The organism is Natronomonas moolapensis 8.8.11 (genome assembly GCF_000591055.1).
Taxonomy (GTDB): domain Archaea; phylum Halobacteriota; class Halobacteria; order Halobacteriales; family Haloarculaceae; genus Natronomonas; species Natronomonas moolapensis.
Map to the genome: position 1 here is coordinate 2,791,734 of NC_020388.1, position 25,477 is coordinate 2,817,210.

General features: G+C 65.6%; 23 protein-coding genes and 1 tRNA gene. 3 read left to right on the forward strand and 21 right to left on the reverse strand.

The annotated features are described in order from the left end of the window. Positions 1-100: 100 nt before the first annotated feature. Complete coding sequence (locus NMLP_RS13385) at positions 101-712, forward strand: MBL fold metallo-hydrolase (protein ID WP_015410665.1); 612 nt, start codon at positions 101-103, stop codon at positions 710-712. Here NMLP_RS13385 and NMLP_RS13390 read toward each other — a convergent pair whose 3' ends face one another. Both NMLP_RS13390 and NMLP_RS13395 read right to left on the reverse strand, forming a co-directional pair. Then, a complete protein-coding gene (locus tag NMLP_RS13390; protein WP_015410666.1) occupies positions 713-1,426 on the reverse strand; it encodes a cytochrome c biogenesis protein CcdA in 714 nt (237 codons plus the stop codon). Then, positions 1,423-1,989, reverse strand: a complete 567-nt coding sequence (locus NMLP_RS13395; RefSeq protein WP_015410667.1) for a thioredoxin — start codon at positions 1,987-1,989, stop codon at positions 1,423-1,425. The genes NMLP_RS13390 and NMLP_RS13395 overlap by 4 nt, the downstream gene beginning before the upstream one ends. Before the next feature lie 137 nt (positions 1,990-2,126). On the opposite strand from NMLP_RS13395, the gene NMLP_RS13400 reads away from it, so the two are divergent. Beyond that, positions 2,127-3,221 (forward strand): DoxX family protein, encoded by a 1,095-nt coding sequence (locus tag NMLP_RS13400; RefSeq protein ID WP_015410668.1) that lies wholly within the window; start codon positions 2,127-2,129, stop codon positions 3,219-3,221. Between the two features lie 380 nt (positions 3,222-3,601). Here NMLP_RS13400 and NMLP_RS13405 read toward each other — a convergent pair. From NMLP_RS13405 to NMLP_RS13435, 7 genes are all read right to left on the reverse strand, one after another. After that, positions 3,602-3,673 (reverse strand) — tRNA-Ala (locus NMLP_RS13405). A gap of 150 nt (positions 3,674-3,823) precedes the next feature. Continuing rightward, a complete protein-coding gene (gene rpsJ, locus NMLP_RS13410; protein WP_015410669.1) occupies positions 3,824-4,132 on the reverse strand; it encodes a 30S ribosomal protein S10 in 309 nt (102 codons plus the stop codon). Between the two features lie 3 nt (positions 4,133-4,135). Next, a complete protein-coding gene (gene tuf / locus NMLP_RS13415) occupies positions 4,136-5,401 on the reverse strand; it encodes a translation elongation factor EF-1 subunit alpha (protein WP_015410670.1) in 1,266 nt (421 codons plus the stop codon). A 175-nt stretch (positions 5,402-5,576) separates the two neighbouring features. Further along, positions 5,577-6,521, reverse strand: a complete 945-nt coding sequence (locus NMLP_RS13420; protein WP_015410671.1) for a homoserine dehydrogenase — start codon at positions 6,519-6,521, stop codon at positions 5,577-5,579. Beyond that, positions 6,518-7,042 carry an ACT domain protein gene (locus NMLP_RS13425; RefSeq protein WP_015410672.1) on the reverse strand — a complete coding sequence of 175 codons (525 nt, stop codon included), beginning with the start codon at positions 7,040-7,042 and terminating at the stop codon, positions 6,518-6,520. The genes NMLP_RS13420 and NMLP_RS13425 overlap by 4 nt, the downstream gene beginning before the upstream one ends. 495 nt (positions 7,043-7,537) lie before the next feature. Next, positions 7,538-9,727 (reverse strand): elongation factor EF-2, encoded by a 2,190-nt coding sequence (locus tag NMLP_RS13430; RefSeq protein ID WP_015410673.1) that lies wholly within the window; start codon positions 9,725-9,727, stop codon positions 7,538-7,540. Positions 9,728-10,271: 544 nt separating this feature from the next. Beyond that, a complete protein-coding gene (locus NMLP_RS13435) occupies positions 10,272-10,499 on the reverse strand; it encodes a hypothetical protein (RefSeq protein ID WP_049926599.1) in 228 nt (75 codons plus the stop codon). A 93-nt stretch (positions 10,500-10,592) separates the two neighbouring features. On the opposite strand from NMLP_RS13435, the gene NMLP_RS13440 reads away from it, so the two are divergent. Further along, a complete protein-coding gene (locus NMLP_RS13440; RefSeq protein ID WP_015410675.1) occupies positions 10,593-11,348 on the forward strand; it encodes a DUF5781 family protein in 756 nt (251 codons plus the stop codon). On the opposite strand, the gene NMLP_RS13445 is transcribed toward NMLP_RS13440, so the two are convergent. The 12 genes from NMLP_RS13445 to NMLP_RS13500 all read right to left on the reverse strand — a co-directional run bounded on the left by NMLP_RS13445 (position 11,345) and on the right by NMLP_RS13500 (position 25,452). Continuing rightward, positions 11,345-12,682 (reverse strand): PQQ-dependent sugar dehydrogenase, encoded by a 1,338-nt coding sequence (locus NMLP_RS13445; RefSeq protein ID WP_015410676.1) that lies wholly within the window; start codon positions 12,680-12,682, stop codon positions 11,345-11,347. The genes NMLP_RS13440 and NMLP_RS13445 overlap by 4 nt on opposite strands. Positions 12,683-12,761: 79 nt before the next feature. Next, complete coding sequence (locus tag NMLP_RS13450; protein ID WP_015410677.1) at positions 12,762-13,373, reverse strand: 30S ribosomal protein S7; 612 nt, start codon at positions 13,371-13,373, stop codon at positions 12,762-12,764. Continuing rightward, on the reverse strand, positions 13,370-13,798 hold the full coding sequence (locus NMLP_RS13455) for a 30S ribosomal protein S12 (RefSeq protein WP_015410678.1): 429 nt from the start codon (positions 13,796-13,798) through the stop codon (positions 13,370-13,372). Before NMLP_RS13455 ends, NMLP_RS13450 begins: the two co-directional genes overlap by 4 nt. A gap of 322 nt (positions 13,799-14,120) precedes the next feature. Further along, positions 14,121-14,621 (reverse strand): helix-turn-helix domain-containing protein, encoded by a 501-nt coding sequence (locus NMLP_RS13460; RefSeq protein ID WP_015410679.1) that lies wholly within the window; start codon positions 14,619-14,621, stop codon positions 14,121-14,123. Positions 14,622-14,974: 353 nt separating this feature from the next. Next, positions 14,975-15,394: a NusA-like transcription termination signal-binding factor gene (locus NMLP_RS13465; RefSeq protein WP_015410680.1), complete on the reverse strand. Its 420-nt coding sequence runs from the start codon at positions 15,392-15,394 to the stop codon at positions 14,975-14,977. Between the two features lie 30 nt (positions 15,395-15,424). Continuing rightward, a complete protein-coding gene (gene rpoA2 / locus NMLP_RS13470) occupies positions 15,425-16,651 on the reverse strand; it encodes a DNA-directed RNA polymerase subunit A'' (RefSeq protein ID WP_015410681.1) in 1,227 nt (408 codons plus the stop codon). Beyond that, a complete protein-coding gene (locus NMLP_RS13475) occupies positions 16,644-19,823 on the reverse strand; it encodes a DNA-directed RNA polymerase subunit A' (RefSeq protein ID WP_015410682.1) in 3,180 nt (1,059 codons plus the stop codon). The genes rpoA2 and NMLP_RS13475 overlap by 8 nt, the downstream gene beginning before the upstream one ends. Beyond that, positions 19,823-21,649 (reverse strand): DNA-directed RNA polymerase subunit B, encoded by a 1,827-nt coding sequence (gene rpoB / locus NMLP_RS13480; protein ID WP_015410683.1) that lies wholly within the window; start codon positions 21,647-21,649, stop codon positions 19,823-19,825. The genes NMLP_RS13475 and rpoB overlap by 1 nt, the downstream gene beginning before the upstream one ends. Position 21,650: 1 nt before the next feature. After that, entirely contained in the window at positions 21,651-23,216 is a 1,566-nt protein-coding gene (locus NMLP_RS13485; RefSeq protein WP_015410684.1) for a DNA-directed RNA polymerase subunit B'', read from the reverse strand. A gap of 22 nt (positions 23,217-23,238) precedes the next feature. Continuing rightward, the gene (locus tag NMLP_RS14665; RefSeq protein ID WP_015410685.1) at positions 23,239-23,466 is read right to left on the reverse strand and encodes a DNA-directed RNA polymerase subunit H; all 228 of its coding nucleotides are present in this window, start codon (positions 23,464-23,466) and stop codon (positions 23,239-23,241) included. A 326-nt stretch (positions 23,467-23,792) separates the two neighbouring features. Then, entirely contained in the window at positions 23,793-24,596 is an 804-nt protein-coding gene (pheA, locus tag NMLP_RS13495) for a prephenate dehydratase (protein WP_015410686.1), read from the reverse strand. 100 nt (positions 24,597-24,696) lie between these two features. Then, on the reverse strand, positions 24,697-25,452 hold the full coding sequence (locus NMLP_RS13500; protein ID WP_015410687.1) for a hypothetical protein: 756 nt from the start codon (positions 25,450-25,452) through the stop codon (positions 24,697-24,699). Positions 25,453-25,477: the final 25 nt, after the last annotated feature.

The following is a 25,477-nucleotide window of genomic DNA, read 5'->3' on the forward strand; positions in this document are numbered from 1 at the left end:
AGTGTGAACGGCTGCGTCGGGAGCGAGCGGTCCGGGGACCGGACGCGATCGGTCGCGCACAGGCCGTGGGTATGAATACCCCGGCGGCCTACGCTCCGGTATGGACGTAACTAACGTGACGGCGGCGGCGGAGGCGTTCACCTGCAACGCCTATCTCGTCGAGGGCGACCGGACGGTCCTCGTCGACGCCGGAGCCTACGGGAGCGTCGTCGACGTCATCTCGGACCACACCGACACCGTCGACGCCGTCGTCGTGACCCATCAACACAGCGACCACGTCGCGCAGTTGGACGCGGTGTTGGACGCCTTCGACGCGCCGCTGTACGCCTACGCCGACCACCCACGGCGTGACGGGGCCTTGGACGACGGCGATCAGCTCTTCGTCGGCGACGAACCGTTCGACGTGGTCTACACGCCGGGCCACGCCGACGACCACGTGGCTCTGCTCTCCGAGACGACGCTTTTCAGCGGCGACGTGGTCGTCCACGACGACGGGGCCTTCAAGTACGGGAGCTTCGGACGGACCGACATGCCCGGCCAGTCCAGGGAGCGGCTCATCGAGAGCATCGAGGCGCTGTTGGAGGCGATGGGCGACGGCGTCGAGCAGCTGTGCGCCGGCCACGGCGGGACGTTCCACGGCGACGTCCGCGACGTCGTCGAAACCGCGCTCTCGCGGGCGAAAAGACGGGAGCCGAAATACCCGGAGGGGTGATCACCCGGCGAGCGGGATCGACGGCGGCGTCGGCGGTGGTCCGGGGAGGACAGCGAAGACGAACACGAGGTAGTAGACGGCGACGAGGAGCAAGAACGCGCCGACCGCGCGGTTGATCGGGTCCGAGTACCGCGCGAGGGTTCTCGTGATCCGACGGCCGAACGACTCCGAGAGCAACGCAAAGGCCAAAAGCGGCGCGCCGATACCCAGCCCGAAGAGGAGAAAGCCGGCCAGATTCGAGGTGGGGCCGTCGAACAACACCGCCTGGCGGGCGAAAAAGAGCCCGATAAACCCCGGGTTACACGGGACGACGATCCCGCCGAAAAAGAACCCGTAGCCGAACGCCGACGCGTAGGGGTGGTCAGCGTGTGGCGGGTCCACCGAGGGGAGCCGCGAGAACCCCGCGGGATCTGCGAGCAACACCGCGCCGATCACGCCGAGGACGCCGAAGGCCCACGGGCCGAACCGACCGACGAACCCGCTCTCGATGCCGACGCCCAACACGACGACGAAGAGGTAGCCGGCGGCGGCCATGAAGCTGACGACGCCGGCGACGACCAGAAGGCCGAGAACGGCGGGCGACCGGGCGCGTTCGCCGCCGCCCGCGCTGGCGAGGTACGAGACGAAGGCGGGGTACAGCGGTAGGACACAGACGGCTGTCAGTGGCGTCGCAACGCCGATCCAGAACATCTCCGCGAACGCCGAGAGGCTCATTCACAGTCGGCGTCGATCCGGGCGTCTATCGTCTCGGCGTCCGAGATCTTGTCGATTTCGTGTGTTCCGCCGCCCGGACACTGGAGGACGACGGGCGATTGTGGCGGCGAGACCGCGGTGGGGCCGAACTCCTCGACGAGAGCGTTGGCGACGGGGGTGGGCGCAACGGCGAAGCGGCTGTGGTCGGCGTAGCCGTTTTCTTCGGCGTATTCGAGAACCTCGTCGTCGGTCTCGCCGTCGCCGATGTTCAGTTGGACGACCTCGCGGTCGCCCCCGAACTCGCGCTGGAGCGTGTCGATCTCGCGGTTCTGGCTGCCGCAGGTGCTACACCAGACAGCGAAAGGATGGACGAGGGCCGGATCGTCGAACCCGGAGACGCTGAACTGCTCGCCGGTGGTCACGTCAGTCAACTCGGCCGTCCGCCACGCCGTCGTGTCCGCGTCGCCGTCGTCCTCGCCCGCCGCGTCCGCGGATCCGGCGTCGTCCCCGGTACCGAGACACCCCGAAACGGCGACCGAACCGCCGAGAACCGCGAGAACCCCCCGGCGCGTCTGTCGAATCATAGTGTTTCTATAGTGCTGAAGTGTGAAAACCCCCTCGTCGACCGTGCGCTCTCGGCACACGCCCGGTCCGACGTCGGGACGGACGGTCGTTCGGTACGGTAACAAAAAACTATCTGGCGACGGACACTACGACCACCGTGTCCCACCGACCGACCCTGGTCGCCGTTTCGGGCGCGTTCGCGTGGCTGCTCGCCCGGCCGGCGGCCGCACACGTCGACTACGTCACCGAGGGTGAAGGCGAATCGATCGACCCGATCGCGTTCGTCGTCGAGGTGCTCTCTGATCCGTTCAACGCCGCGGTGTTCTTCGGCCCGGGAGCCGCGGTCACTGGTGTCCTCGCCGGATACCTGTGGCTGCGGCCGACGGTCACCGACGTCGTCGTCCTCCGGGGGAAACTCGCCAGTTACGGCGACCTCGTTCCGTGGATGCTCCGGCTATCGGTCGGGCTTCCCCTCGTCGGAGCCGGCTTCCAGGGATACCTGTTCGCACCGACCCTGGCATTCGATCCGACGGCGAATCCCGCCCTCAGGGCGTCGTTCGTCGGTCTCGGTTTCTTCGTGCTGTTCGGACTCGCGACTCGGATCGTCTCGGCGCTCGGCCTGTTGCTCTTCGGCTGGGTGCTCGTGACTACCGACCCCGGCGTCGTCATCGCACTGGAGTACGTGCCGATTTTCCTCTCGTTGCTCGTCGTCGGGGGGGGACGGCCGAGCGCCGACGACATGCTGTTGGAGGTCGCGAGCACCGCCGGCACGTACTACGGTCGAATCGATCCGGTCCATCACCTGAAGGCGTTCCTCGGCGGGACGATGGCCCCGCTTCGTCGGTACGTCCCGACGATCCTCCGGATCGGGATGGGGATCACGTTCGTCTATCTCGGTTTGGTACAGAAACTCGCCAGCCCCGGCCAGTCGCTGCTCGTCGTCGAGCGGTACGATCTCACGTCGGTCGTCCCGGTCGATCCCGGTCTGTGGGTCGTCGGGGCGGGCCTCACGGAGATCGCCGTCGGGTCGGCGCTGATCGTCGGCTTCTTCACCCGTGGCGCGGCCGCCGTCTCGTTCGTCCTGTTTACGACGACGCTGTTCGGGTTACCCGGCGATCCGGTGTTGGCCCACGTCACGCTCTTCGGGATGGCATCGGCGGTGTTCACCCTCGGCGCCGGGCCGCTCTCGATCGACCGGTGGGTCGGCCGTCCCGCACTCGAGGACGGCGAGCAGGCGATCCCGGCGGACTGACGCGTTCGCGCCGGGCGGTGGCTGGGCGGGTGTTCGATGTCTCGACCGGGCTGTCTATTCTCATATTGACAGACAAACGAATATACACACGACGCACGAAATCACGCCGTTCGACGGGGCGACCGGCGGATCACTCGTGAGTCGGTGTCATGTGATTTCGTCCACCAGTATCATACGTCCCGAGTTGAATCTGCGAATCGCAAGCCTGCAAACATCCCCAATACGAATCGTGATGGAATCGCCAGCGATGTTACATATAAGAGCTACGCTGCTGTCCGTGGATTCGGTATTTAAATGGACTCGCCGGGACTGAGCAAACCCGAAGGGTTTGCGAGGGTCGGCGAGTTCATTGACTGAGCGAGTGAAACGAGCGAAGGAAATGGACTCGCCGGGATTTGAACCCGGGGCCTCTTCCTTGCGAAGGAAGCGATCTGCCGCTGATCTACGAGCCCGCAACCGTACTTGCCGGGAGCGTCGTTTGAACCTTCTGGTTTGGAGTGCGAAAGCGACCGTGGGGGGCCGCGCGTGAGGGCTGCAGCGGACACGGCAAATGCGTCGGCCGTGCGTCGCAGGGCGTTACCCCACTCGGCGTCCGACCTCGGCTAGTCCTCGAGGACGATCTCGATGGAGACGTCGTTCGGGACCTGGATCCGCATGAGCTGGCGGAGCGCGCGTTCGTCGGCGTCGATATCGATGAGCCGCTTGTGGACGCGCATCTCCCAGTGCTCCCACGTCGCGGTACCCTCGCCGTCGGGGGATTTGCGCGCGGGGATTTCGAGCGTCTTCGTCGGGAGTGGAACCGGTCCCGACAGCGTCACGCCCGTCTTGTCCGCGATCTCGCGGACGTCGTCGCAGATGTTGTCGAGGTCCTCCGGAGCCGTGCCCGCGAGGCGAACGCGTGCCTGCTGCATGCGTTATCGCTCGTTGACGCTGAGGACTTTGCCGGCCGCGACGGTCTGACCCATGTCGCGGATGGCGAAGCTGCCCAGCTCGGGGATCTCGTTCGAGGACTCGATGCTGAGCGGCTTCTGGGGACGGACCGTCACGACGGCCGCGTCGCCCGACTGGATGAAGTCCGGGTTCTCCTCGGCGACCTCGCCGGAGGAGGGGTCGATCTTCTTGTCGATCGACTCGACCGTGCAGGCGACCTGTGCGGTGTGGGCGTGGAAGACCGGGGTGTACCCAGCCGTGATCACCGAGGGGTGCTGCATGACGACGACCTGGGCCTGAAACGTCTCGGCGACCGTCGGCGGGTCGTCAGCCGGGCCACAGACGTCACCGCGTCGGATGTCGTCCTTGCCGATGCCGCGGACGTTGAAGCCGACGTTGTCGCCGGGCTCGGCTTTCGGAACTTCCTCGTGGTGCATCTCGACCGTTTTGACTTCTCCGCCCACGTCGGAGGGCTGGAAGGAGACGTTGTCGCCGGTGTTGAGGATGCCCGTCTCGACGCGGCCGACCGGGACGGTCCCGATGCCGGAGATGGTGTAGACGTCCTGGATCGGGAGGCGAAGCGGTGCGTCCGTCGGCGGCTGCGGTTCCGGCAGGTCGTTGAGCGCCTCGAGCAGCGAGGGGCCGTCGTACCACGGCGTGTTCTCTGAGTCCTCGGAGACGTTGTCGCCCTCGAAGGCGGAGGTCGGAATGAACTCCGCGTCGTCGACATCGAAGCGGACCTGCTGGAGGAGCTGTTTGACCTCCTCGACGACCGTCTTGTACTTGGACTCCTCGTAGTCGACGAGGTCCATCTTGTTGACGGCGACGATGAGTTCGTCGATGCCCAGGGTGCGCGCCAAGAAGACGTGCTCCTGTGTCTGTGGCTGGACGCCGTCGTCGGCCGCGACGACCAACACCGCGTTGTCGGCCTGGCTCGCGCCCGTGATCATGTTCTTCACGAAGTCACGGTGGCCCGGACAGTCGACAATAGTGAAATTGTACTTGTCGGTGTCGAACTCCTGGTGGGCGATGTCGATGGTGACACCACGCTCTCGCTCCTCGGCGAGGTTGTCCATGACGTAGGCGAACTCGAAGCCGCCCTTGCCCTTCTCCTCTGCTTCCTCTCGGTACTGCTCGATTACGTGCTCGGGGACGCTCCCAGTCTCGAAGAGGAGCCGCCCGACCATTGTGCTCTTTCCGTGGTCGACGTGGCCGATGACGGCCAGGTTCTGGTGGGGTATGTCGCTCATTGTTGTCTCACGCGCGGATGCGCTGTATCGGAAGCTTTTGTCGGTGCCCCGTAAAACGATTTCGAAAGGGTTCGGCCGAATCCGGACGCGTCGGGCGGTTTGCGACCCGATACCACGGGATGCGTCGGGTCCAGAGGGAACGGGTTGTGTCGTCTGGCGACCACTCAGCCGGGGATCACTCGGAGGGTAGACGGCCGACGTCCGCGAGTATCGCACTCGCCGTTTCGGGACCGCCCGCGCCGCGTCCGGAGATGTTGAGCCGTCCAGCGTGTTGGGTCTCCAGCTGGACGATATTGAGCGTCCCCGAGACGGCGAGCGTCCCGTTCTCGGGGACGAGCCGCGGGCCGACCCGGACGTCGCCGTCCGCGACCTCGCCGATGAGCCGTATCGTCCGTCCGTCCTCGGCGGCCAGCTCTAAGGCGCTCCCCGGCAGATCGTCGATCCCCTCGACCTCGGCGTCTTCGAGGGTGTAGGTGTCCTCGTAGAGGACGTTCGCGAGGATGACGCATTTCAGGGCCGCGTCGACCCCCTCGACGTCGAAAGTCGGGTCGGCCTCGGCGACGCCGAGATCCTGTGCTTCGGCCAGAACGTGCTCGTAGCCGAGGCCCTCGGCGGCCATCCGCGAGAGGACGAAGTTGGCCGTCCCGTTCAGGACGCCCCGGGCGGCAGTCACTTGACCGTTGAGGTCGTCGATCGTCGAGAGCACCGGGATCGCGCCGCCGACGGCGGCCTCGAAGAGGACGCTCCCGGCCGAGTCGGCCTCCAGCGCCCGGACGTCGTCGTAGCGCTCGGCGACCGGCCCCTTGTTCGCCAACACGACGTGGCGGTCGCGCTCGAGGGCGCACTCGACGTGCGAAAAGCCCGGTTCGGCGTCGCCGAGCGTCGTTGGCGTCGCCTCGACCAATACGTCGTAGTCGGCCTCGAGAACGTCCTCGGGCGTTCCGTCGCCGACGGTGTCCTGCTCGTGCTTCCGCGAACGCACCGCTTCGGGATCGAGGCCGGCTGCGTCGACCGCGCCGCTCGAGGAGTCGGCGACGCCGACGACGTCGTGGCCGTAGCCGCCGGCCAACTCGAGGACCGACGTTCCGACGGCGCCCGAACCGACGATCGCGAGCCTCACGCCGACCCCTCCATCAGCGGCTCGACGACGCGGAGGTCCTTCTCCTCGGCGACCGTCCGAACCGTCTCGAGGGCATCGGCGCTTCGGCCCTCGGTCGCAACTAGCCGGAGCCGCGCGCTGGAGGGGCCTTCGGTCCCGGCGGGGGCCGACAGCGAGACGTCCGCCACGGAGACCCCACCGCAGCCGGTGAACCGCCGGAGCGTGTCCGAGAGGTCCGTCTCGACGAGGTGCCCGACGAGTACCACCGTCAACTCCTCGCTGTAGCGTTCGGCCCCGGCCTGAATGACGTTGACACCCGCCTCCCGGAGCGCGTCGACGATGACGTCGAAACGCGCCTCCGTCGCCTCGAGGTCGACCTCGACGGGGATGTGTCCCCGCGGCGTGAGGTTTCCCCGCTCGTGGAAGATCGAGAGGAGGTTCCCCCCGTTGTCGGCGATGGGTTCGAGCGCGCGCAGCAGTTCTCCGGGTTCGTCGACGAGTTCGAGCCGGACCGTGTACGAGTTCGTGTCGGTCCCGCTCATCGACGCACCTCCGTACGTTCGCTCATTGGGTGTATTTTTGTCCCCCCAGTTATAAGAACGCCGCCATTCGCAGGCGTGAGTACCGGTGACGTCTCGGACGGGAGCCGACGTTTCGCGGACCGTCGTTCGCGGAGGGTAAGTGACATCCTCCCGCGGCTAAAGGCGCGGGCCTCCCACCCGGTGTTGACCGGGCAGGTCAATCCTGAACGTTGGGAGTCTCAGGTTTGCTGGACAGTCAGCCAGTGGCTCTGCCACGAAGCCGTTACTCGTACCCGCTGAAGGGCTTCGAGATAGCTGATTGTTTTACGACTGTCGGCGTGGTCGGCTTACTTTTTGATTCCGGTTAAAAACCGTGGCAAACACCGAGTCAACTGCCAGTTTCCCACGTACAATTATATGTACTGTGTCTATACATAAACTTTTGTCGGATTCATCTGGTGGCTAAAGCCACCAGTATTCTCCTTGTATCTCTATAAACAGCGGGAAGCCGCTCTGTCAGAAGTAGTCGACCTGTTGGGGCAACTCGAGTTTCATGCCCTTGCGTTCGCGGATCTCGTCGATGATCTCCGGCTGGAGGTTGTCGGCCATGACCCGGAAGCCGGCGTTCTCGGTGTTCCAGGAGGCGCGTCCCTCCGTCGCGGACCGGATGTCCGAGGAGAAGCCGATCATCTCGTCGACGGGAGCGATTCCCTCCACGACCATCAGATCGCCTTCCTGGTACATGTCGTCGACGCGGCCGCGTCGACCCTGGATCTCGCCGGAGGCGGCACCCATGTGTTCGTTCGGCACGTCGATGCGGACCTCCTGGATCGGCTCGAGCAGTTTGATTTCGCCGTCCATCAACGCGTTGTGGACCGCACGGCGAACCGCGGGGATGACCTGTGCGGGGCCGCGGTGGATGGCGTCCTCGTGGAGCCGGGCGTCGTGCAGTCGGATCAGCGCGCCCTCGACGGGTTCGGCGGCGAGGGGACCGTCCTCTAAGGCCTCTTCGAGGCCCTCGATGACGAGCTCCATCGTCTCGTTGAGGTGCTGGATCCCCTTCGTGTCGTCGATGAAGACGTTCGTGTTGAAGATGTGCTCGACGTTCTGGGCGGTGTCTTTGTCCATGCCTTCCTCCATGAGCGCCTCGCGACGCTCGAGTTCGGGCATGTCCATCGACGCCTCGCCGAGTTTGATCGCCTCGACGACGTCGTCGTCGAGCGGTTCGACCGTAATATAAAACCGGTTGTGGTTGTTCGGCGACCGGCCCTCGACTTCGCGGGAGTCGCTCTGGGGGGCCTCGCGGTAGACGACGATCGGTTCGCCGGTGTTGACCGGAATGCCCTGGTTGCGCTCGATACGCTGGGTGATGACCTCGAGGTGGAGTTCGCCCTGTCCCGAAATGAGGTGTTCGCCGGTGTCCTCGTTGATCTCGATCTGTATCGTCGGGTCCTCCTTGGCGACCTGCTGGAGCGTCTCGATGAGCTTCGGCAGGTCGTCCATGCTCTTGGCCTCGACGGACTTCGTGATGACCGGCTCGGAGATGTGCTCGATGGACTCGAACGGCGTCATTTCGACGCTCGAGACCGTCGACCCGGCGATGGCGTCTTTCAGCCCCGTGACGGCGGCGATGTTGCCGGCCGGGACGCGATCGACCTCCTCGCGCTCCCCGCCCATGTAGACGCCGACGCTTTGGACGCGGTTCGTGCCGGCCGTCCCGGAAACGTAGAGGTCTTGACCCTTCTCGATCGTGCCGGAGAAGACCCGCCCAGCCGCGATTTCGCCGGCGTGGGGGTCGACCCCGATGTCGGTGACCATCAGCACGATCTCGCCGTCCTCGTCGACGAGGCGCATCGTCTCGGCGAGATCGGAGTCGGCGTCGCCGCGCCAGATCCGCGGGATACGCCGGGGTTGGGCGTCGACCGGGTTCGGGAAGTGCTCACAGACCATATCGAGGACGACGTCCGACAGGGGCGTGCGCTCGTGGAGCTCCTGTCGTTTGTCGGCCTGCTCGAGATCGATGATTTCGCCGAAGTCCATCCCGGTGCGCTGCATCGACGGCATCGAGACGCCCCACTTGTACAGCGCCGAGCCGAAGCCGACCGTTCCCTCCTCGACGGAGACAGTCCAGTCGTCGTTGATGTCGTCCATTTCCTCGGTCATCCCGCGGATGAGCTCGTTGACGTCGGCGATGACGCCCATGAGACGCTGTTGCATCTCCTCGGGACCCTCTTGGAGCTCCGAAATGAGGCGGTCGACCTTGTTGATAAAGAGCGCCGGCTTGACGCCCTCCCGTAGCGCCTGCCGAAGGACGGTTTCGGTCTGGGGCATCGCGCCCTCGACGGCGTCGACGACGACCAACGCGCCGTCGACGGCGCGCATCGCCCGGGTCACGTCGCCGCCGAAGTCGACGTGGCCCGGCGTGTCGATGAGGTTGATGAGGTGGTTTTGCTCGTCGTACTCGTGGGTCATCGAGACGTTGGCCGCGTCGATGGTGATCCCACGTTCCTGTTCGTCCTCCTCGGTGTCCATCGCGAGCTGTTGGCCCGCGGTGTCGTCGGAAATCATCCCCGCACCGGCCAGCAGGTTGTCAGTAAGCGTCGTCTTTCCGTGGTCGACGTGGGCGGCGATGGCGATGTTCCGGATGTGCTCCGGGGCGTCCATCAGCCGTTCACACTCCTGTACGATCTTCTTGCGTCGGCCCATTATACCGCATAATTTCGACAGCAAGGTGAAAAGGGTAGTGTTTCGTCGTTGCGGAGCGAGCGTAAGCGAGCGATGCAACGCCGAGGCTCGGAAGACGAGCCTCGCGAGTCTTCCGGTGTTTCGGCGCGGCGGGTTCGCGCCGAAGCTTGTGAGGCGAGCGTAGCGAGTCTCACAGTGTTTCGTCGTTGCGGAGCGAGCGTAAGCGAGCGATGCAACGCCGAGGTTCGGAAGACGAGCCTCGCGAGTCTTCCGGTGTTTCGGCGCGGCGGGTTCGCGCCGAAGCTTGTGAGGCGAGCGTAGCGAGTCTCACAGTGTTTCGTCGTTGCGGAGCGAGCGTAAGCGAGCGATGCAACGCCGAGGTTCGGAAGACGAGCCTCGCGAGTCTTCCGGTGTTTCGGCGCGGCGGGTTCGCGCCGAAGCTTGTGAGGCGAGCGTAGCGAGTCTCACAGTGTTTCGTCGTTGCGGAGCGAGCGTAAGCGAGCGATGCAACGCCGAGGTTCGGAAGACGAGCCTCGCGATCGGAGGGGACGAAACCGCCCCACCGTCACCCGGTCCGGATCAGCTCCCGGACGACGTGGCCGAGAAAGCCGACGAACGGCGGGACGAACACCGAGGCGTGGATCGCCGCGGTGTAGGTGACGTCGGCCGGCTTCGCGAGGAGGAACAGGCCGTAGACGGCCGACATGATACCGATCCAGATCACCGTGATGACGAGAAACGGGACGGTGTCTCGAATCGCAGTGCCGACGGACGACTGCAGCGTGCGTGTCATGCGCCCGCCGTCGCCCGGCATATATAAAAGAATGCTGGAGAGGGCTCGAACGGCGAAACAATCAAACCGGTACAGCTCTTGCTAATAGATAACATGGACGTTCACGTGAGAGGAAGCGGGGCAGTCGAGCCGTTTCTCGCCGCACGGGACTTACTCGAGACGGAGTACGACCTCGAGTTGCCCGTGATCGTGAAGATACGAGAGGACCCGGACGAGCGGACGATGGCGGGCCACTACGACGACCGCCACGAGTTGCTCGTCTCACGGCGGGCCGCCACCTCCGCGATGGCACGCGAACTCGCACTCCACGAGTTCGCCCACATGGCGCGCTACGAGGAGGGCCACCCCTCTCACGTCCAGTCGACCGAGGAAGCGCTGTTTTTGGCGCTCGCGGGGCGCAGCGTCGAGCGGCGGAAGCTTTCGCAGTGTTATCAGATCGCCAACCACATGAAGGACATCTACGCCGACGACATCACACTCGACATCGGGCCGACGGGGAAACTCGTCGATTTTATGGAGTCGTCACTCGCGGCCGCGCTGGCGGAGACGCCGCCGCCCGCGCCGGGGGAGTGGACCCACGAGACGGCGTCGGCCGACCCGGAGATCACGGCCGTCAACGCCGCGTTCGCGCTCGCCCTCCTGGAGCGACACGGCGCGATCGAGGAGGAACACCGCCTCTACGACCTCGCAGACGCGGCCGCCGCCGACGCGCCTGGCGTTTCGCTGTCGCGGTTCAAACAGCACTTCCGGTCGCTCGTCGAGGACCCCGGCGAATCGGAGTACCGGAAAGCACTGGTCGAGGTGACCCGCGAGTACACCCTTTCGGGCGGGACTCGCGCCGCGGACTAGTCCCGCTGGACGATCCTGACGAGCCGGTCGTCGCCCTCAACCGGGAACGGCTGGTTCGCTCGGCCGTCGCGGTTCGAGGTGATCGCGTACAGCCCGCCGTCTGGACCCGCTTCGACGTGGCGGATCCGCCCCAACTCGTCGGCCAAGAGGCCGTGGGCGACCGACTCGTAGCCGGGGTGGAGCCACGCCTCGTCGTATCGCGACCCGCCGATCTCCGGGGCGTCCCCGCCGTGGACGCTGATCGAGAACAGCGTCTGCGAGCGGAGGCCACCGACGAGGAGGCGGTTCCGGAGCGCCGGGACGGCCGACCCGGTGTAGAATACCCCTCCGGAGGGAGCCCACGTCTCGTCCGCTCCGGTGTTCACGAGCGGGCTCGTGACGTCCTCAGAGTCGCCGTACCGTCCGTATTGGTCGTCTTCGCCGCCGCTTCGTACCTCGGGCCAGCCGTGATTTTGGCCCCGTTCGACGAGGACGACCTCGTCGCGGGCGGCGGGGCCGTGCTCGGTGACGACCGGCGTGCCGTCCGGGAGGAACGCCATCGCCTGCGGGTTCCGGTGGCCGTAGCTGTACACGCGGGGGTCGCCGACCCCGGGGTTGTCCTCCGGAGCAGTACCGTCCGGGTTCAATCGCAACACCTTCCCGGCGAGGCTGTTCGGATCGGCGCTCAGCGCCTCGGCGCCGGCGTCGCCAGTGGTGACCCAGAGGTAGTTCCGGGGGCCGAACGCGAGTCGGGCGCCGTTGTGGTAGTCCTCGCCCGGAAGCCCGTCGATGACGACGGTCTCCTCGGGATCGTCGCCGTCCAACTCGAACAGCGACAGCCGGTTTCGAAGGTTCTCGGAGCCGTACGTGTAGAACCCATACAGGACGGGGACATCGGGATAGTTCGGGTGGAGTGCGACTCCGAGCAGGCCGCCCTCGCCGCCGCCGTCCCACCAGCCGCCGTCCTCGCCCGGGGCGACCGAACTCGCCTGTTCGGTAACCGCTTCGGGTTCGGCGATCGTCTCGAGGGACCCGGACTCGTAGCGGTTGATTCGGCCGACGCGCTCTGAAAAAAAGCACGTTCCGTCGGAAGCGAACGTCATTCCCCACGGGATTTCGAGCCCCTCGGCGAGCGTTTCGACCTCGAACGTCGCTTCGAGCGGGGATGTCTCGGGGGCGGTCCAGTCGGGATCGTAGCGGTCCCACGACTCGATGTCGTGGCCGACGGCGAGGTCGAACGCGGAGTCGACCGGCTCCGAACCCGCGGGAAGGGAGTCGGCATCCAGGCAACCGGCGGTGCTCGCGCCGGCGCCGACGGCGAGCAGAAACCGGCGACGGGGCAGGCGGGGGGACATACCGATGTTGTGGAATCCGAAGCGCTAAAACGTACTGCTCGCGGCGTCGGAGAACGAAAGGGGAAGAAACGAACGGCGGTCAGCGAGCGGCGGCCGCGACGCGTTCTTGTTCTTCTTTCTGGCTAACCGGGTAGGCCTGCAGATCGTAGTTGGAGGCGCCGATGAGCTGGTTCGCCAGCGCCTCGGCGGCCGACGTCGTCGTTTTGAACGAGCCGTTGTGCGTGCCCTGAGCGATGTACTTCAGAGACTGGTCGACACGACGCTGGGGTGCGACGTCGACGGCCTTCGGCACCGAGATGCCACCGTACTTCAGCCGCACCGTCTCCTCGCGGGGACCGGCGTTCTCGACGGCCGTCACGAGCACCTGAATCGGGTTCTCGTCGGTCCGCTCCTCGACGAGATCGAAGGCGTCGCGGACGATCCGGGTCGCCTGCTGTTTTTTGCCCGTGTTCTCGTCGGTCTGCATCAGGCGGTTGATCAACCGCTCGACGACCGAGATCTCGGATTTCTTGAACTGCTTTTCGGAGTGGCGGCCCATCGTGTGAGCGATCGGCGTCACGGTGATATACCGACGGGTCGAGGGGTCTGCGTACTCGATGCCGTCGATCTCGTACTCGCCGAAGAGCTTCGCCGAGACGCGCTCGTCGTCGGTCGAGGCCGGAGCCTCGGGCTCGGGGGCGTCGGAACTCATCGTACCGGCTTCTCCGCGTTCCCGCGAACGAGTTCGATCATCGAGACGCCGTTGACCTTCTCGACTTTGTAGTTGACGCCGGAGAGATCGCCCATCGCGCGGCCCTTTGCACCACCGATGCCGGCGATCGTGACCTCGTCGTGTTCGTCGATGAAGGAGATCGCGCCGTCGCCGGGGCAAAAGGCGGTGACCTGCTTGCCGTTCTTGATGAGCTGCACCCGGACACACTTCCGGATGGCCGAGTTGGGCTGTTTGGCTTCGATTCCGACCTTCTCGAGGACGATACCCCGTCCCTGCGGGGCTCCCTCGAGGGGGTCGGACTTCTTTCCAAGTCCACGGGCACGACGCGCGTAATCGGAGTCGGACCACCGGTGTTTCTGGCGGTCCTTCTTGAGTTTGCGCGCGGCGTATTTGCCGTTCGCCATAGTACATCCTGTTTCCCTACGGAGCTACTTAAGCGTCCCTTTTCGGACCGCAACGCGTGGGAGCAGCCCACGATCCGAAAGCGACCGGGTCACGGGAGAGCAGACATCGCCGGGGGCCACGGCGAACGTCGGCTGATATCGGTGCTCGCCACGGGTGGATTCCCCGTCCGCCGTCGAGGCGGTATCACTCCGCTGTCGACGGCCACAGTCAGGAGAGGTGGTGTTAAGATCGTTCAACGCCCGCCGACAGGGCTGATAATAGTATTTATTCGAAGCCGCGTTCCTCGAAGTCGCGTTGTTCGTTGCGTTGTTCGAAGCCGCGCTACTCGAAGTCGCCTTCTTCGAGGGCGGCCCGCAGGACCATCCCGAGCGCGAGGTGCTGGCGGGCGGCTTCGGCGACGTCCTCGCGGGCGGTGGCGGCGTCGTCGAGGGTGTACTCTTTGGTTTTGACGAGTTCGCGCTGTTCGAGGACGGCCTCGTCACAGAGGTCGTGCAGGCGCGGGTAGACGGTTCCGGGGCTGAGAATCGTATCGAACTCCTGGGCCAGATCGTCCAGCAGCTGTTTGCCGTGGGTGTCGGCGCTCCGCAGCGCCACCAGCGACACCAACAACTCGTCCAGCGAGGATTTGACGTGCGTCTCCTCGAAACTGAACGCCTCCGCCCCGAACAACGACGTCTCCACCTCGCCGACGACTTCCGAGACCGCCGTCCCCGGCGTCTCCGATTTGCCCGTCCCGTTCAGTTCGGCGCGCAACTGCGACACCGTGATCGAATCCTCGTTGTCCGTCCCGCCGATTTCCGCCGGTGAGTCCATCTCCGACATACGTTCCCGCACACACCACTCATATATACGCCCCCCTCGGCTTTTCATCGCCCGAACACCGACCACTAAATTTATATATAAGCGCCTGACGCACGGCACCACGATTCCGGAAGAGCGTGTGACGGCGATCGGTGAGGGACGAACCGTCGCCATCGATCCCGTGTAGACGGGGAACCGCTCGGTGGTGGAAATGGAGTCACCTGTCCCTGCGGGACGGCCTACTCGCGTTCGTGATATAAAATACGCATCCGCTTCACCGTCCGAAACGGGGACGGGAACCGATTCGGTCCGACCCGAGGCCGGCGGTCGCCGGAGTGTATGGCGACGGCCCACCCGGTCGCGAGGGTGTGTCGCTACGTCAACTCGATCTCGTCGACGTCGAAATGTCGCTTCGCCAGCCGCCGGGCGAGGTCGATCCGGCGGCCGTCGGACCCGATCGCGACGCCGCGGTCCTCGGTGTCGACCTCGGCGTAGGCGACCGTCGTATCGTTCTCACTTATTGTGACGTTGTACACCGCCGCGGGGGCGAGGGCGTTCGCGACGAAGTCCGCAGCCGTATCGGCGTTCTCGACGATCGTCACGTCGCGCCCGAGTACCGATTCGACACGGCGGACGTGGTCCCCGTCGGGACCGATCGCCTGCCCCATCGTCCCCACGGGGACGACGAACGCGAGGCGATCCTCGTCGACGAGACAGTCGATCGCCGGGACGTCCGTCTCGTCGTCGAACAGCGCGATGTAGCGTCTGGCTTCGTCCGAGAGTGTGACGGGCATGTGGAATGTGCGTGAAGCTCCGAGTCGGGATCAGTCGTCCAGGGCGGGACTCCCCGACTGTCGGGCACCCATCCGCAGGTCGACGTCTCCGGTCCCGAGTTTGATCGGTTTGCCGACGATGACGTTCTCCGTGACGCCGTCGAGGTCGTCGACCTCGCCGTGGATTGCGGCGTCGAGCAGGTGGTTGACTGTCACCTCGAAGGCCGCCCGCGCGAGCACCGAGTCCTTGTTCCCGGAGATGCCGTGGCGACCGATCGACTCGATGTCCCCGGTGTTCGTCATGATGTCGGCGACGAGCATCAGGTGCCGGATGTTCACGTCGTCGAGACCCTGTTCTTCGAGGGTGTTCATCGTCTCCTCGATGATCGCTTCGCGGGCCGCCTCGATGCCGAGGTTGTTGTGGATCTCGTGGATGTTGTTACACGTCGTCCGCGAGGCGTCGACGCCCTCGATGTCGAGGACTTTCTTCAGGTTCGATCCCTCCGTATAGAGGATGAACTCCTCGCGGCCGCTACCGGACTGCGTGTCGTCGAGTTCCTCCTTGCGGATGACGACCCGGCTGATCTCCTCGATCCCCTTGAACACGATTTCGCGGAGATCCTCGACGAGCTGCAGCAGCTGTCGATACGAGGGCTCCTCGGGACCGAACTGGATGACGGTCGTCGCCGGGCGATCCGTCTCGACGCCCAGTTCGGATTCGATCGTCCCCGCGATCCGGCCCGCGATGTCGTCGATGTCGTCGATCGTCGGCCACCGCTCGGCGAGCGTCTCCTCGTTGAGGTCGATCCGCACCAGCATGTCGGCGACGTTCGTCGAGACGTCGCCCAGCGCGAGGATCTTCGTCGCCTCGATCTGCCAGACGACCTCGTGGGCGCGCTCGCGGTCCTCCGCGTAGACGCCGTCGAGGTGGACCGTCATCATCGGCGTGTCGGGCGTCTTCCGGGCGTCGACCAACTCGATGAGCCGGGGCAGCCCCTGCGTGACGTCGATCTCCGCGACGCCCGCGTAGTGGAACGTGTTCATCGTCATCTGGGTTCCGGGTTCCCCGATACTCTGTGCGGAGACGGTCCCGACCGGGTCGAGGGGATCGACGCGGTTTTCGAGATACTTCGACTCGACGCCGTAGACGATGTCCTCGATCTGCTCGTCGGTCAGGTTCTCCCGGATCTGGATCGTTTCGTAGACGTCCTGTTTCAGCCGCCGCGGGAGGTCGCTGTCCTCGACGATCGACTCGACCGAATCGGTGATCTCAGTCATCGGACTCCACCTCCTGGCCGCCGGCCGAACGCCACGACTCGCCGTGTTCGGAGATGTTCGTCGCCGGTTCTTCGATCCCGAGGAACGCCTCTCGCTCGGCCGGCGAGTCGAACTCCGAGTCGACGACGCGGTCCGCGATGGCCTCGATGTCGATGTCGAAGTCCGTGTTCGAGGAGACCTGCACGGGCGAGGTGCCGTCCTCGCCGAACTCGAACTGGACGACCGTATCCGAGGTGTCCCGGACGGTGCCGTCGTACTGCGCTTCGAGTTCCGAAAGCGCGTTGATCAGCCGCCGTTGGAGGTAGCCGGACTTGGAGGTCCGCACGGCCGTATCGACCAGCCCCTCGCGGCCGCCCATCGCGTGGAAGAAGAACTCCCGCGGCGTCAGGCCGTTCCGGTAGGAGTTCTCGACGAAGCCGTGGGCCTCCGAGGAGAGGTCGTTGGGCTTGAAGTGACTCAGCGTCCGGTCCTCGTAGCCGCGGTTGATCCGCTCGCCGCGGACCGCCTGCTGGCCGACACAGCCGGCCATCTGAGTCAGGTTCAGCATCGACCCACGCGCGCCGGATTGGGCCATCACGACCGCCGGGTTATCGTCGCCGAAGTGGTCGTCGGCGATGTCGCCGGCGGAGTCGCGGGCCTTCCCGAGCGTCTGCATGATCTTCATCTCCAGGGTCTCATCGACCGTCCGGCCGGGCAACGACTCGAGTTCGCCGTTGCGGTAGGTCTCGATGAGCGTCTCGACGCGCTCGTTGGCGTTGTCGATCGCCTCGGCGATCTGCTCTTCGGCCTCCCGTTCGATCGACTCGTCGTCGATTCCGATCGAGAACCCGAAGTGCATGATCGAGCGCATCGCGAGCGTCGCGACCTCGTTGACGAACACGCGGGCGCGGGTGTTGCCGTACACCTTACAGATGGTGTCGACGATCTCGCCGCCGAAGGCGCCGACCGCGTCCTCGTCAATCGTGCCCTCGACGAGTTGGCCGTCCTCGACGGTCACCGAATCGCCGGCCGAAGAGGTGAACTCGAGGTCGAGCCCGTCGGGGAGCAGTTCCGAAAAGAGACTCCGGCCGGTCCAGTACTCGATGCCGTCGTCGTCGACGCCGTCGGGGGCGGGCAACCCGTCGATGCTCGTCGCCCGCAGCAGGTCGAGCGCCTGCGTCTCGTTGAACTGCGGGTTCTCGTGGGTCAGCAGGTACAGCCCCGAGATGTGGTCCTGGATCGCGCCGATGATGTTCTCGCCGAAGCGCGGGCTGAGAATCTGCTCTTGGACGCGCATGAGCACGCGGGCCTCGGCGCGAGCCTCCTCGTTTTGCAGCGCGTGCATGTTCATCTCGTCGCCGTCGAAGTCGGCGTTGTACGGCGGACAGACCGTCGTGTTCAGCCGGAACGTCTTGTACGGCATCACGACGACCTCGTGGGCCATGATCGACATCCGGTGCAGCGACGGTTGCCGGTTGAAGATGACGATGTCGCCGTCGATGAGATGGCGGGCGACCTCCCATCCGGGTTGGATCTTCTCGGCGAGTTCCTCGCAGTTCTTTTCGGTCACCTTCAGGCGGCGGCCGTCGGGCCGTTTGACGTAGTTCGCGCCCGGATGAACCTCGGGACCGTTCGAGACGTAGCGGCGGGCGTCCTGGAGGTTCCGCTCGTTGACGTTCATCGTCTGGGTCATCTCGCTTGCGACCCGATCGGGGACGCCGACCTCGTTCAGCGAGAGCGTCGGATCGGGCGAGATGACGGTTCGGGCCGAGAAGTTCACGCGCTTGCCGGACAGCGAGCCGCGGAAACGGCCCTCCTTGCCCTTCAGGCGCTGGCTGAGCGTCTTCAGGGGCCGCCCGGAGCGGTGTCGCGCCGGCGGCGTCCCCGAGATCTCGTTGTCCATGAACGTCGTAACGTGGTATTGCAACAGCTCCCAGAGGTCCTCGATGATGAGTTGGGGCGCACCGGCCTCGCGGTTCTCCATGAACCGCTGGTTGATGCGGATGATGTCGACGAGCTTGTGGGTGAGGTCGTCCTCGGATCGCTGGCCGTTATCGAGGGTGATCGAAGGGCGGGCCGTCACGGGCGGCACCGGCAGCACGGTCAGGATCGTCCACTCGGGCCGAGACCGATCCGAGTTGATCCCGAGCGTTTCGATGTCCTCGTCGGGGATCGCCTCGAAGCGGTCTCGAATGTTGCTCGGCATCAACTTGTCGCCGCTGTAGGAGACGAGAAAGTCCGAGGCCGGCGCGCTCTCGAATCGCCCGCCGAAGGCGCCGTCGGAGGACATCACTTCGCCGGCGATCTGCAACAAGGAGACGTGTTCGCGACCGATCCGCTCGCTGTCGCCCGGTCCCTGCCCGCTCATCAGGCGGCTTATATCCGCGACGGTGATGCGCTCGTCGCCACCCCACCTCGCGACGACGTCGTTGACCGCCTCGACGAGTTCGTCGAGTTCGATCTCGGTGCCGCCCTCGCCACCCTCTAAGGCCTCGGCGAGCAGGTCGCGAACGTCGCCGTCCGGGACCGGCCCCTGTTCGAGGTACGTCGAGGGCTTCTCGTGGGTGATGTCGTACTGTGCCGTCGGGTAGCCCTTGCGGTAGTCGTCGTCCTCCGTGCAGTAGGGGCAGTAGTCGGCGTCGCGGGCCTGGCGGATGCCCGCCTTCAATACGTCGGAGGGGTCCTCCCCGAGGTCTCGGGTCCGTTCGAGTTGTTCGAGGAACTGCTCGCGTTTGCGTTCGGCCGCCCGCTCGGCTTTCTCCTGGGCCTTTCGGGCGTCCTCGGGGGAGACGAACCAGTTCCGCGGCGGGGTGTCGTCTCGCTCTTTGAAGTACTCGCGGCGGTACTCCCGGTCGGAGGGGTCCGCAAGGGTGAGTCGGCCGCACTCCCGGCAGGTGCCCCGGAGCAGCCGCCGGATCAACTTGGCGTGGCCGACATGGACTACGGGCGCGGCGAGTTCGATGTGACCGAAGTGGCCGTTACACGACCCCGAGTGTTTCCCGCAGGTCTTGCACTCCAGTCCGGGGTCGATGACGCCCAGCCGGGGGTCCATAAGCCCCATGTCGATCGGGAAGCCGTCGTCGTCGTAGGTGTCGGCCGTAATGATCTTCGTGGCCGACATATTGCGGTACTCCTCGGGGTCCATCAGCCCGAAGCTCAGCGTTCCGATCTCCTTTGGTGTTTGTCCTTGCATTATACTGCATCCTCCAGTTCGATCCGCGGGGCGATACCGAGCGCCTTCATTTCGTCGAGCAGTAGTTTGAACGCGTAGCTCATCTCGACTTCGTGGACGTCCGTCTCCTCGTCACAGTTCGGGCAGTATACCCGGCGTTGTTCGACGTTCTCGACCGCGCTCATGCCGCACTGTCCGCAGACGTAGATCTCCTCGCGGTCGGACTCGTCGAGGAGCCGCTCCTTGAGCGTCATCGCCGCGCCGTGGCCGATGAAGACGTCGCGCTCCATCTCGCCGATTCGGAGACCGCCCTCTCGGGCACGGCCTTCGGTCGGCTGTCGCGTCAGCACCTGTACCGGCCCGCGCGAGCGGGCGTGCAACTTGTTCGAGACCATGTGATAGAGCTTCTGGTAGAAGATGACGCCGACGAAGATCTCGGCCTCGATTTTCTCGCCGGTGACGCCGGAGTACATGACCTCCTTGCCGTCGGATTTGTACCCTCGCTCGACCAGCGCCTCGCGGAGTTCGTCCTCGTTCTCGCCGAGGAACGGCGTCCCGTCGACGCGTCTGCCTTCGAGGGAGCCGACCTTGCCGCCGAGCATCTCGAGGATGTGGCCGACCGTCATCCGCGAGGGCAACGCGTGGGGGTTCAACACGAGGTCGGGCACCAGCCCCTCCTGGGTGAACGGCATATCCTCCTGGGGGGCGAGGTGGCCGACAACGCCCTTCTGGCCGTGCCGGGAGGCGAACTTGTCGCCCAGTTCGGGGACGCGCTCGTCCCGAACCTTCACCTTCGAGAGCTTCGAGCCGTCCTCGCCCTCCATCAGCGTGACGGTGTCGACGACGCCGGACTCGCCCGACCGCATCGTCACCGACGTTTCGCGGCGCTTCTGTGGGCTGAGGCCACCCATGTCGTCGGGTTCCTCCAGGAAGCGCGGTGGCGACGTCTTGCCGAGCAACACGTCGTTCTCGCCGACGTCGGTCTCGGGGTTGACGAGGCCGTCCTCGTCGAGGTGGGTGTAGGCCTCCTCGCCGCGCGCGCCGCGGACGTCGTCTTCGGGGATCTCGAAGCGGTCCTCCTGGCCGCCCGGATACCGGCGCTCTTCGCCCTCGTAGGTCCGGAAGAAGTGCGAGCGGGCCAGGGCGCGCTCGACGCTCGCTTTGTTCATGACGAGGGCGTCCTCGATGTTGAACCCCTCGTAGCTCATCACGGCGACGACGAAGTTCTGGGCGGCGGGGCGGTCATCGTAGCCGATCTGTTCGGTCGTCTGGGTCTTGACGATCGACAGCTGGGGGTAGTGCAGCAGGTGTTGTCGGGTGTCGGGACGGATCCGGTAGTTCGCGCTCGGCAGGCCGAGCGACTGTTTGATCATCCCCGATCCCATCGTGATCCGCGGCGAAGCGTTGTGTTCGGGGTAGGGGATCATTCCCGCGCCGATTCCGAACATCAACTGCGGATCGATCTCGAGGTGGGTGTGATCCGTCGTGAGGTCGTCCTCGTCGACGGCGACGAGGATGTCTTCTTCCTCCTCGGCGTCGATGAACTCGACGTAGCCGCGGTCGACGAGCGATTCGAACTCGAGGTCGCCGTCCGTGACGGCCTGGAGCTCCTCGTCGCTCATGATCGGCTCGCCGTCCTCGACGACGATGAGGGGCCGGCGGGCGCGGCCGGCGTCGGCGTTGACGATGACCTCGTCAGTTCGATCCCGAACCGAGACGTTCACCATCTCGTCGATCTCGCCGCGGCGGCGGGATTCTCGGATGTCGTTCGCGAGTCTGTGCGGGTCCGGATGGGTGCCGATGAGGCTCCCGTTGACGTACACTTTGGCTTCTCTTCCCTGGCTCATGTTAGTCGTCCGCCGCGTGTGTTTCGACCGTCTCGATTCCCGGAATGCCCTCGACGCCCATCGAAGCGAGTTCGCGTTTCAGTTCGCGCTCGTCGTCGACGTTCTGGGACAGTTCCATCGCCTGTGCGAAGTTCTTCACGAGGCCGCAGTTGGGGCCCTCCGGCGTCTCGGAGGGACAGATCCGCCCCCACTGGGTGGCGTGGAGGTCCCGCGCCTCGAAGTGCGGCTGCGAGCGGGAAAGCGGCGAGCGCAGGCGACGCAGGTGGCTCAGAACGCCCATGTAGTCGGTTCGATCGACCAGCTGGGAGACGCCGGATCGGCCGCCGACCCAGTTGCCCGTCGCGATCGGGTGTTCGAGCCGCTCGGTGAGCACGTCCGAGCGGACGACCGTACTCACCGAGAGCTGGCGGTTCCGCATGTTGGCCCGTTCGAGCTGATACTTCACGTCCCGGGCCAGCTTGTTCAGCGCCGTCCGGAACAGGTCCTTCATCAGATCGCCGGAGACCTTCAGCCGCTTGTTCGCGTAGTGGTCCTTGTCGTCGGACTCGCGGCGATCGAGCGCCAACTCGAAGCACGCCTCGGCCATCCGACAGAGATAGACGGCCTTGTTCATCCGGGTCTCCTCGTCCTCGACGCCCTCCTCGTGGAGGTGCGGCAGGAGATACCGATCGATGACGTAGTTGGCGCGTTTGAGCTGGTAGTTTTTGCCCTGGCCGGCGGCGACGCGCTGACCGAGCGTCTCGATGGCCTCGGCGGTCGAGCCGACCTCCGCGGCCTCCAGGTTCTCGAGCATGAACTTCACGATCTCGGGGTCGTCGCTCACGCGGTGGACGATCTCCTCGTCGGATTCCAGCCCGAGAGCGCGGACGAGCGTCACGAAGTTGATGCTGCCCGAGACGGAGGGGAACGACACCTCGAGGATGCCGCTTCGGTTCCGCTCACACAGCACCAGCGCGCGGTAGCCGCGGCGCTGGGAGAACGTCTTCGCGATCTGGATCTCGTCGCCGTACTTCGTGTCGTACTCCGCGAGGATCTTGTTCGGCGCGAGGTCCTCGCTCGTCATCAGCACGCGCTCGGAACCGTTGACGATGAAGTAGCCACCGGGGTCGGCGGGGTCCTCGCCGATCTCGACGAGTTCGGCGTCGGTGAAATCGGCGATGTTACACTTGTTCGAACCCACCATGATCGGCATCCGGCCGACTTTCGTTTCGGCCTGGTCGACGACGTGTTCTTCCTCCTCCTCGCCGCCGCGGACGATGGACATCTCCATGAACACCGGCGCGGAGTAGGTGATGTTCCGGAGGCGTGCCTCCTGGGGATACAGCAGTTCCTCGGAGCCGTCGGCCTCCCGGACCCGTGGCGTCACGACCCGGACGTTCGAGAGGTCGACGCGGACGGGCTCTTGGCCCTCCTTGTCGCCGATATCGGTGTTGATCGACTCCTTCTCGTCGACGACACGCTGCATGCCGCGGTCGAGGAAGTTGTTGAACGATCGGAAGTGATGCTCCGCGAGCCGTTCCCGCGAAAAGTACTCCCGCGAGATCGCGCGTCGGTCCTGTCGGTTCATGCGATCACCGCTCGGGGCCAAGTCATTCTACCACCAGTCGATACACGATCGCTTCGTCCGTGGTCCGGGAGTCTCGGACGATCTTTATTACGTCGCCGACCTCAGCGTCCTCGGGGAGGGCAGCGTCGCGGCGCTGTATTTTCGGCAGATCTGTGCGTCGGATGTCGTACTCCGCGAGCAGTTCCTCGACCGAATCGCGATCGAGGACGGTGTGCTCCGGAACCTGATTATGTTGGCTTACGTCTACCATGTGTGGGGCTGGCCGGGCAAAGAAGCTGTCACGAGATACTACAGTTCGATAAATCTGCGAGGGATTTAAGCGTTGTCAAATAGGACGGCGGTGGCTACTCGGCCCCGCCTCCCGTGCGGGCCGAAAACTGCTGGTTGAAGCGTCTTTCGTCGGCGTCCCTGAAAAACCCTCGTGTCGGAGCCGCGATGGCGGGGGCGGCCAGGCGAGATATGTTTAATTCGGACGGGTCCGTCCGGGACCCGCTCATGTATACACGCCATCAGCTCGCGACACGGCTTCTAGATACCACGCGGCGCGAGGCTTAGGACACGTCGCCCGGGGCGTCGTCAGAGGACGTGCTCCGTGTCGTAGGAGCCGAGCACCCGGACCCATCCGTGGGTCGCGATGTCGCGCAACTCGTCGATCGCCCCCCGGGTGCGGTCCTCGTAGAGGCCGGCGGCGAAGTCCAGATGGAAGACGTAGTCGCCGAGGCGCTCCCCGCTGGGTCGGGACTCGACCCGCGAGAGGTTGATGTCGCGGTCGGCGAACGGTTCGAGCATTTCGAGGAGGAGCCCGGGAAAGTTCGTGTTCGGGTAGACGATCACCGTGCTCTTGCCACCGGCGTCGGAGCGTTCGGACTCGGGTGCGAGCACGAGAAAGCGAGTCGCGTTCGAGGTGCTGTCCTGGATGTCGCGGGCGAGCACCTGCAGGTCGTCCCCGGCCGTCGCCGGGTGGCCGATCGCCGCCACCGTCGGGTCCTCGCGGGCGCGCTCGACGCCGCGGGCAGTCGAGGCGACCGCCTCCGTCGTCGCGCTCGGATACTCCTCGCTCAGGAAGTTCCGGCACTGCGCGAGCGCCTGGGGGTGGCTGGCGACGACGTCGAACTCGCCGGTCTGAGCCAGGAGGGCGTGTTGGATCGGCGTCACGATCTCGCGGACGATCGCGACGTTCCGGTCGGCCAGAGCGTCGAGGGACTCGGTGACGGACCCCTCGATGCTGTTTTCGATCGGGACGACACCGCGTCCGTACTCGCCGCCAGCGACTCCCTCAACGATCCCCGTCACCGATTCGACGAACTCGATGTCGTCGGTGACGGACTTCGCCGCGCGGTGGGAGTACGTTCCGTCCGGGCCGAGCGTGAGGGCTCTCATTGCCGTCGGATACTCCGGCCGAATTTAAAAGGCGTTGGGTCGGGCGGCGGCCCGTGTGTCCGCCAGCGGCCAAACCTGTCATCAGCGAGTGGCCCCGCGGTCACCGACGGAACGCGTCATCGGAGTCCGAGGCGGCGTAGACGCCGGCTCGCCACGCGGCGTCGAGCGCGGCCGTCACAACGAGGCCAACGACGGTCCCGGCGACGAGGAGCGACGGCGAGGGGGGCAACGTCGCGACGACGGAGCGGGCGGCGACCGGCCCGCCAACGGCGGTGCCGAGCCCCCACCCGCCAGCCGCGAGCGCAGCCGTCCCGGCGAGACCGCCGATTTGGATCCGTTCGCGTCCCGAGCGCGGGACAACTCGGTTCGCCCGGTCGACCGCTGCGGGCAGCGACGCGGCGTCAAGGACGATCGCTGGGAGGACGAACCCACCACAGCCGGCGGCGATCTCGGCCGGGGCGGTGTCGTTCTCGGTGAGGAGTCGGTCGGCGAGCGCCCCGACAGCGACTGTTGTCTTCGCCCAGCGGTACAGCGGCTCCGAGCGGGCGCGGACAACATTCAGCGTCGTGGCGACCGGGACGGGCTGCCCCCGCACCCGGCGGCCGACGGCGTAAGCGATGGCCGCAGCACAGGGCAGCCAGACGACGGCCGAGACGGTGCCAACGGCCGCGAGAACGACAGCAGCGAGAACGACTGCGCCGAGGTCCCCAAGGACCGCTGCATCGGCGATCGCCGAGCTCGACGCGAGAACGACCGCCAGTTCCCACCCGGCGGCGACGGTCGCGCCGATCCCAACCAGCGCGGCGAGCGTCCACGCGAGCGCGGCCGGGGAACGAACGTACGTTCGGGCGCTCATAGAAATTGTTTCGGACGGATGGTAT